Origin of the sequence: Aliivibrio sp. 1S128 (assembly GCF_001691065.1) — a bacterium.
Taxonomy (GTDB): Bacteria; Pseudomonadota; Gammaproteobacteria; order Enterobacterales; family Vibrionaceae; genus Aliivibrio.
In genome coordinates this window covers 167,679-176,439 of record NZ_MAJV01000106.1, presented here as the reverse complement: position 1 = coordinate 176,439, position 8,761 = coordinate 167,679, and the positions used below count along the sequence as shown (strand labels likewise).

The window sequence follows — 8,761 nt, the reverse complement described above, 5'->3', positions numbered from 1 at the left end:
ACTGTTACGGATGTCGATACTGGCGAAGCGCACTTCGCTACCTCATCTACAGGAAGCATTGATATTACTGGTGCGCTCGGCACGCTACACCTTACCGACAACGGGCAGTGGACTTACGATTTAGATAACACCAACCCGACCGTTCAAGCGTTAGGTAAAGGCACGACAGCAACGGATACCATCACCGTTCATTCTTCCGATGGCACGCCTCATCAAGTAACAATTACGGTTAATGGCACTAATGATACAGCTGTAATTGGTGGCTCAAATACTGGTGCGGTGACAGAAGAAACACAACTTCATGCCTCAGGCACACTGACTGTTACAGATATCGATACCGCCGAAGCCCATTTCTCCAACACAGATATTATCGGCACACTCGGTACCCTCCACCTAACAGATAATGGTAATTGGACATACGATCTAGATAACACCAACCCGACCGTTCAAGCATTAAGTAAAAGCTCAACAGCTACCGATTCCATCACCGTTCACTCAGCCGATGGTACGCCTCATCAAGTAACAATTACGGTTAATGGCACTAATGATACAGCTGTCATTGGTGGCTCAAATACTGGCGCAGTAACAGAAGAAACACAACTTCATACCTCTGGCACACTGACTGTTACGGATGTCGATACTGGCGAAGCGCACTTTTCTAATACCAACATTGTTGGGACTTTAGGTACTCTCCACCTAACAGATAATGGTAATTGGACCTATGATCTAGATAATACTAACCCAACCGTTCAAGCGTTAGGTAAAGGCTCGACAGCTACCGATTCCATCACCGTTCATTCAGCCGATGGCACGCCTCATCAAATAACAATCACGATTAATGGCACTAATGATACGGCTGTAATTGGCGGTACAAGTGCTGGCGCAGTAACAGAAGAGACACAACTACAAACTACTGGAACATTAACCATTACTGATACCGATAGCGGTGAAGCACACTTTGCAAATACTGATATCCAAGGAACCTTAGGGACATTACATCTAACGGATAATGGCGCGTGGACCTACGATTTAGATAACACCAACCCGCAAGTTCAATCGTTAGCGCAGGGCGCAACGACCACTGATGTTATTACTGTTAACTCAGCAGATGGCACGCCGCATCAAATAACCATTACGGTGAACGGCACTAATGATAATGCTGTGATAGGAGGAGTAGATACTGCAAGTGTCAATGAGAAGGCTGCTGGAGACAATATGTCACCAGATCATGCTCAATCGGGTATGGCGACACTTCGAGTTAGTACACTAAACGCTAATGGACATTTATCTGTGATTGATCCTGACTCTGGTCAGTCTGGCTTTGCTGATAATAATGTGGGGTATAACTATCACGGTACATATGGTGACTTAATTTTAAATCCAAATGGAGATTGGAATTACTATGCCGATGCTGGAAGTCTCAGTCACATTGGTGGAAGGCCCACGACCAGAGGCTCCGCTATCGATAAGTTAGGTGAGGGTGAAAAACTCACTGATACCGTAACAGTGCAAAGTAAAGATGGCACCACACACGATATTGTTATCACCATTCATGGCGACAACGACCGTCCATACTGCTCTTCAGAAGTGCAGCTCAACAGCGGTAAAGAAGACCTCGCGCAAACCATCACGGCCACCGAACTCTTAGCAAACACTATAGACGTGGATAGCAACGACCTAGGCAAACTCACCGTTGCGAATCTTCACGCTGATCATGGTTCTATTCTAGATAATCAAGACGGCACATACACTTTTACCCCAACCAAAGACTATAACGGTCAGATTCATTTTAGCTATGATGTGACAGATGCGCATGGCGGAACGACTCATACAGGGGCGTCTACCACACTCACGACTACCCCAGACGGCGCCATCATTTCAGAAGTGACAACTGACCACGTCACTGAAGATGGTTCACACAGCAGCCACAATGCAGGGGTTACAACTGAGCTCGCGAATGGAAGACTACAAGTTGTGGATCCAGATAGCGGGGAGAATAAATTCCAGTACAGCCAGTTTGGTGAATCAGCAGTTCACGATCCGTTTGGTGGCATGTTACGTATTGATAGCATGGGCAATTGGGGGTACAGCGTTAATAATGCCAATTTGCAACACCTTGCTCAAGGGCAAACTGAAACCGTTGTCTACCGTGTTCATAGTTATGATGGAACGGCATACGAGTTGCACATAGACGTTGTTGGCACCAATGACGCGCCAACCGTTACCCAAGTTGCGCTAAGTAACGGCACTGAAGACACGCATTATCAAATGCAAGCGAGTCAGTTTGGGTTTACGGATGTTGATACCGGCGACACGCTACATTCCATCGCAATCACAGATCTACCACCAGCAACACAAGGTAAGTTTGTACTCGATGGCCACGATATTACTGCGGGGCAACACATCCCTACAGCTGACATCAGTAAGCTTCAGTTCGTCCCTGCGCAAGATTTTAATGGTGATGTTCAGTTTAAATATACTGTTAACGATGGGCATACCGACTCTACAGAGGCTACAAATACTCTTCATTTTGATGCCGTTGGGGACGTAGCAGTAATCACTGGAACTACAACGGGCGATGTCGATGAAGGGCATGGTAGCTTTGGTAATATGTCACCAGATTACGCACAACCTGGCATGGCGAAACTCGGACAATCTGCATTAACGGCTGATGGTAAATTGGATATTGTTGACCCAGACACGGGTGAATCTCAGTTTGACTCTAAAGGCGGCGCTTGGAATAACTCCTATCATGGACAATACGGGCACTTATTGTTAAACAGTGATGGTACTTGGCATTACGACGTGACCGTTGGCAACGTTGATTGGGTTGGTAATCGAAAAACAACCGTCGGCACGACCATTGATGAACTGGGTGAGAGTCAAACCCTCACCGACACCATTACCGTTTATTCTAAAGATGGCACAAGCCACGACATAGTCATTACCATTCACGGCGATAATGATAGACCTTATATCAGTTCTGAAGTCACACTTGCCACAGGAACAGAAGATACCGCGCAAACATTAACCACTGCCGATTTACTTACTAATACTGTTGATGTAGATGCCAATGATGTCGGCAAACTTAGCATTGAAAATTTAGTTTCAGATCATGGATCACTCTTAGATAACAAAGACGGTACATTCACCTTCACACCAGAGAAAGACTACAACGGTGCTGTTCATTTTAGTTATGATGTAAAAGATGCCCATGGTGGTGTGACGCATACGGGGGCAACGACTACCCTTGCTGCGGTTGGAGACGCAGCCATTATTACCTCAGGCGCCCAACAAACTATTATTGAAGATGCTTCGGGTCGCCAACATGAAATCGCCAGTGGCAAATTATCGATTATCGACCCAGATGCAGGCGAACAACAATTTCAATACAGCCAGTTTGGCGAACAAGTACTCCATGACCCTTTTGGTGGCCACCTAAACATTAGTGCGGCTGGAAGTTGGGGATATTCAGTACCGAATAGTGCGTTACAGCATTTAGGCGCAGGTCAAACAGAGCAAGTTAGTTATCTTGTACATTCAAGAGATGGTACCGCTCATACCATCACAATTGACGTGGTGGGAACGAACGACAAACCGACAGTTAACGCGCAAGTGATCACATCGACAGAAGATCAAGTACATACTTTTAACGCGTCAGAATTTGGGTTTGCCGATGTAGATGATGGTGCCGCCCTTGATCATATCACTATTGTAACAGTCCCTACTGCGTTAGAAGGAAGTCTGACTCTGAATGGCAAGCTTGTCCATAACGGCGATATAGTCGCAGCGAGTGAGATTGGGAACTTAAGCTTTATACCAACAAAAGATTTCACCGGGGTGATTAATTTCGGTTATAGCGTCAATGACGGTGCTGCAAACTCGTCGCTAGCCATCATGAAGTTAGATATTAGTAATGTAAATGATGCCGCTCATTTTCAAGGCGATAAATTAGGTTCAGTTACAGAAGATTTAAACGTTCATTCCGGCAACTTACTCACTCAGGGAACACTACAAAGCACTGATGTTGATAATCCTGACAATCGTTTTAGTGCTGAAAACATCCATCAATTGGCCGATGGTTCTGCCGCGCAAGGTCAGTTGATGATGGGCAGCGACGGACGTTGGGTCTATCGTATTGATAACACCGCGGTTCAACACCTTGGCAGTGGTGCAACCCTAACCGAAACGTTTACAGTTCATAGTATCGATGGAACAGAGCAGGCAATTGCTGTCACGATGGTTGGCACCAATGATGCACCAACGTTAACCGTGCAATTATCGGGTCATAGCGCGGGGCAATTACACGCCAGTGATATTGATACTGGTGATCAGATGCAATACGACACCTTGCAACCTCACGGGCAGTTTGGTCAATTGCACGTTGATCCAACAACAGGTGCATTTAGCTATCAGCAAGCCGCTTCTGTCGCGGGGATGAACTTTGACCCAACAACAGGCACTTATAGTGCTAAGGAAGTTTTTGAGGTACGAGTTTCAGATGGGCATGGTGGCGAGTCTCACCAGTTTGTTAGCTTTGATGTCACGGCAACCGTATCTGCACCAGCAATCACGGGTGGAGTCCCAACGATTACCACGCAAATAGCGAATGTACCAGTGGTGACAACAACCCAGCCACAGCAAATTGCGTCGATACCGCCCGTTAATAAGGTCAACCTCACATTAGCGGCAAGCAGTGATACTGGTAGTTCAAGCACCGATCATATTACTCACGATAATACACCTATGATTTCGGGTACGACCGATATTCCATTTTCACAGGTGACGATTTACGAAGGTTCGACGCCTGTTGCGCATGCAATATCTGATGCTAACGGCGATTACAGTACTGACCTTACAACCCTTACCGACGGTTTATATAATTTATCTGCAAAAGCGTTGGCGCCTTCATCAGTGTTACCCGTTGTATCGGGGGTGTTAAGTGTAAATATCGATACAGACACCGTTACACCTTCGGTTGATTTAGCGGCAACCTCTGATTCTGGTATTTCTAACCATGATGACTTAACGAATCAACATACGCCTGTTATTACAGGGCTGGCAGAAGCGAATGCGACGATAAGTATTACTGATGAACACGGTAACATCGTCGCATCAGGAACCAGTGATGCGAGTGGGCAATATCAATTAACCACTAGTAATTTAGCTGAAGGCGCTCAAACCCTAACCGTTGAAGCAACGGACACTGCTGGTAACCAGCAATCCGCCACGCTAGCACTGCAAGTCGATTACACTGCCCCGACGATATCCAATGTGTATTTATCGACATCAACCACGCACCAAACCACTTTTGCGGGCAGTGTCGATATTGATACTACTCAAGTTGATATTGTCATCAAACATGGCAACCAAATAATAGAAACCTTACACGCCACCTTGGATGGAAAAGGTGGTTATAGTGTTGATGCGACTAACTTGCCTGACCAAACGTATACCGCTTATATTCAAGCAACAGATAAAGCCGGTAATCAAACCCCAAGTAAGTTTGACCGCTTTAGTGTTGATACACACGCCGATGCGCCGAGTATTAGTTTTGAAAGTACTGGCAATGACAACCAATATAACGCAGCAGAAGTTGCTGTTGGAGCAGCCGGCACGATCACGGCAATGATTAACATACCCGCTGATGCTGACAAAAGTGATACGTTGTTTATTAATGGTCAAGCGCATGTGCTAACGGGGGCTGAAATATTAGCCAAACAGGCACTAGTAGAAATAGCGCCGGGAGCAAAAATCAGCGCGAGCATTACCGATGCTAATGGTAATGCTTCAACACTTGCGCAGGCAAATGCGCCAACGGCGGACTTAAGTGCAGCCCCATTAACAATCACACTGGTGAATGATACTGGCGTAGCTAACGATCTGATCACTAACGATGGGCTACTCACCATTACAGGACAAGAAACCGGCGCAAGTATTGAATACTCCATAGATAATGGGAAAACATGGGCATCAAGCTTTACGCCACAACAAGGCAGCAATACTGTGTCGGTGCGACAAACGGATTTGGCGGGTAATGTGTCGCCAGAATCAGCATTAACATTTACACTGGATAACCAAGTTGTCCCACCAGTAATCTCATTAACCCATGATACTGGTAATGCCCAAGATCATATTAGTAGTGACGGTGCTTTAACCATACAAAATCAGGAAGTCGGCGCCATCATTGAATATTCAGTCGATGGGGGTAATACCTGGTCAAATCAATTTTCGCCCATCTCTGGTAGCAATACGGTATTAGCGCATCAAACCGATACAGCAGGTAATATTTCAGGCAATAGTTCACTGACATTCACATTAGATAATAGTGTCAATGCACCGCAGGTTTCACTTAAAACTGACTCTGGCAATTCAGCGATAGACCAACTCACCAATCACGGTGAACTGTCGGTGACTGGATTAGAAAAAGGTGCGATTGTAGAATATTCTACCGACAATGGCGGGCATTGGCAGCAGAGTTTTACGCCTGTAGAAGGGCTTAATAATGTTCAAGTGCGCCAAACCGATGTTGCGGGAAATGTATCAGCAGCGACGACCGTCAGTTACACCCTCGATACGCACACGGATATACGCGTCAATTCAGCTGATATTGATAACAACGGTGAAATGTATGTGCAAGTTTATTTACCAAGGGACTCTGAAGTCACGCAAATAGAGATCACCAGTGATGGTGGTGGCACGCCAGTATTGGTCAATGTCAATGTACCTCATAAAGGCGGGCCGAGTAGCAGTCATCCCGATCATCAATATTTACAATTTGACCATATTGACTTGTCAACATTAGCAGAGGGACAGCTAAATATTCATGTCACTGGGACCGATCATGCAGGAAACACGGCAACAGCCCAATCCTTAAATAGCTACGGTCACCCGCTTATATTAGATAGAACCGCTTGCGCAAGTGATGATAGCAATACCGCGTTGGAAGATTCTGTTCAACCTGTTACTGGTAACGTGCTTAGCAACGATAGCGATGCTATTGCACTCACAACCATTGGTGATGTTCAAGGGACATATGGTTTATTCCACCTCAATACGAATGGCAGCTACACTTATACATTAGATAATAATTTAGCGGCCGTGCAACAATTAGGGGCTGGCAGCACACCGTTGGTTGATAGCGTGGTTTATAGTGCAGTGGACAATCACGGTAATACAACAACGGCAGACTTAGCGATAGCGATTCAAGGCACAAACGACGCCCCTAAGGTAGGCGCGGCCTTCATCAATATTCAAGAAGACACGCCACATGCACTTAGCGTGGCAGATTTTCACTTCAGCGATGTTGATGGTGACGCTTTATCTAGTATCACCATTACTAGCTTGACACATGGACACTTGGAACTTAACGGACAAACAGTAAATGTAGGTGATAAGGTATCAGCCTCCGACATCGCCCATTTATCCTATACACCCGATGCGAATTATCACAGTAGTGGCGCAAGAGGCCTTGGTGGCATCGAATTTACCGCCTCTGATGGTCACGATAGTTCTAATGCAGGTCATATTTTCTTCGACATAACGTCTGTCAATGACTTACCAACTGTCATTGAAAAACAATTAGGCTCACATCATGTTAAGGAAGATTCAAATGTAGACACTGCTGGGCAACTTGTCATTACTGATATTGATGGAGATACCACCTCTGTGGCGTTAGATCCAAGTCATACTGCTAGCTTTGGTAACGTAAAATACGATACACATTCGGGACTATGGCTATATTCAGTGGATAACAATAATAAGCAAGTTAATGGTTTAAATAATGGAGATACCCTAACCGATAAGTTCTCTTTGTTAGTCGATGATGGTCATGGAGGACAAGTTACGAAAGAAATAGTGATGACCATTGATGGTCATACAGATACACCACCAATCCCAACATTAGTTACTCCTGCTATCATTTCAGGAGGTGCTGGTCACCAAGATCTACACGCACTGCTTGGCATTCCACCAACACTTCAACAAGGAACGCCAAACTTACAAACTGGCTGGGGGATCTCAGATAGTCATGGTCATTCTGTTAATACTTTGCACGGGCAATTCGGAACATTGCATATTAATCCTGCAACCGGAGAGCTTCATTATGATTACGCCCCCTCTTCTGGTGTAATAAAGGCCCACTCAGGAGGAAACTCCGGAGGTACCGACGAAACGGACACATTTGTGTTGACACTAGGAGGCTCTCAAAACTCTCACGTTGAAGTTCATCTACGCTTGCACTCACAATCGGTACATGGCAATAGCGGTCATCACATTGATCAAACAACCCTAACAGGAATGGATATATCACCCATATTACCGACTCATCCCGCTCCATCACCTGCAGTGCAGCATGATGAACCCGATTTTAGTAATAACCCTATAAGTGAATTATCCTTCTCGGTTGACTTAGATGAACACTCGTCTGGTGCCTCAGCCTATTTAGATGCTTTAGGTATCACACCACCACCAAAACTTACAGAACATAACGATCACCATGCGCCTACAGACCTAGATATTGTATTAGCGCATGACAACACTGATATAACAGATGATCACTCATCACACATCGATTTATCTGATGCAATGGAGCATCACAATCAAGATCATAGCCAGAATAAACAAGAGGATGAAAACCACCATCATCACAATGACATTGATGGTTTGCCTGATATTGACCCTAATACCTAAAAATAACGATGCTGGATCTAAAAAGGAACGCGATTTAGCGTTCCTTTTTATTTTTGGTTAATATTACACC

Annotated in this window: 1 protein-coding gene; it reads left to right on the top strand. The window is 45.2% G+C overall.

Annotation, left to right across the window (positions count from 1 at the left end; all coding sequences use genetic code 11):
- Positions 1 to 8,691 (top strand): VCBS domain-containing protein (locus A6E03_RS14325; protein ID WP_141677285.1); only part of this gene is annotated, 8,691 nt, incomplete at its 5' end.
- Positions 8,692 to 8,761: the final 70 nt, after the last annotated feature.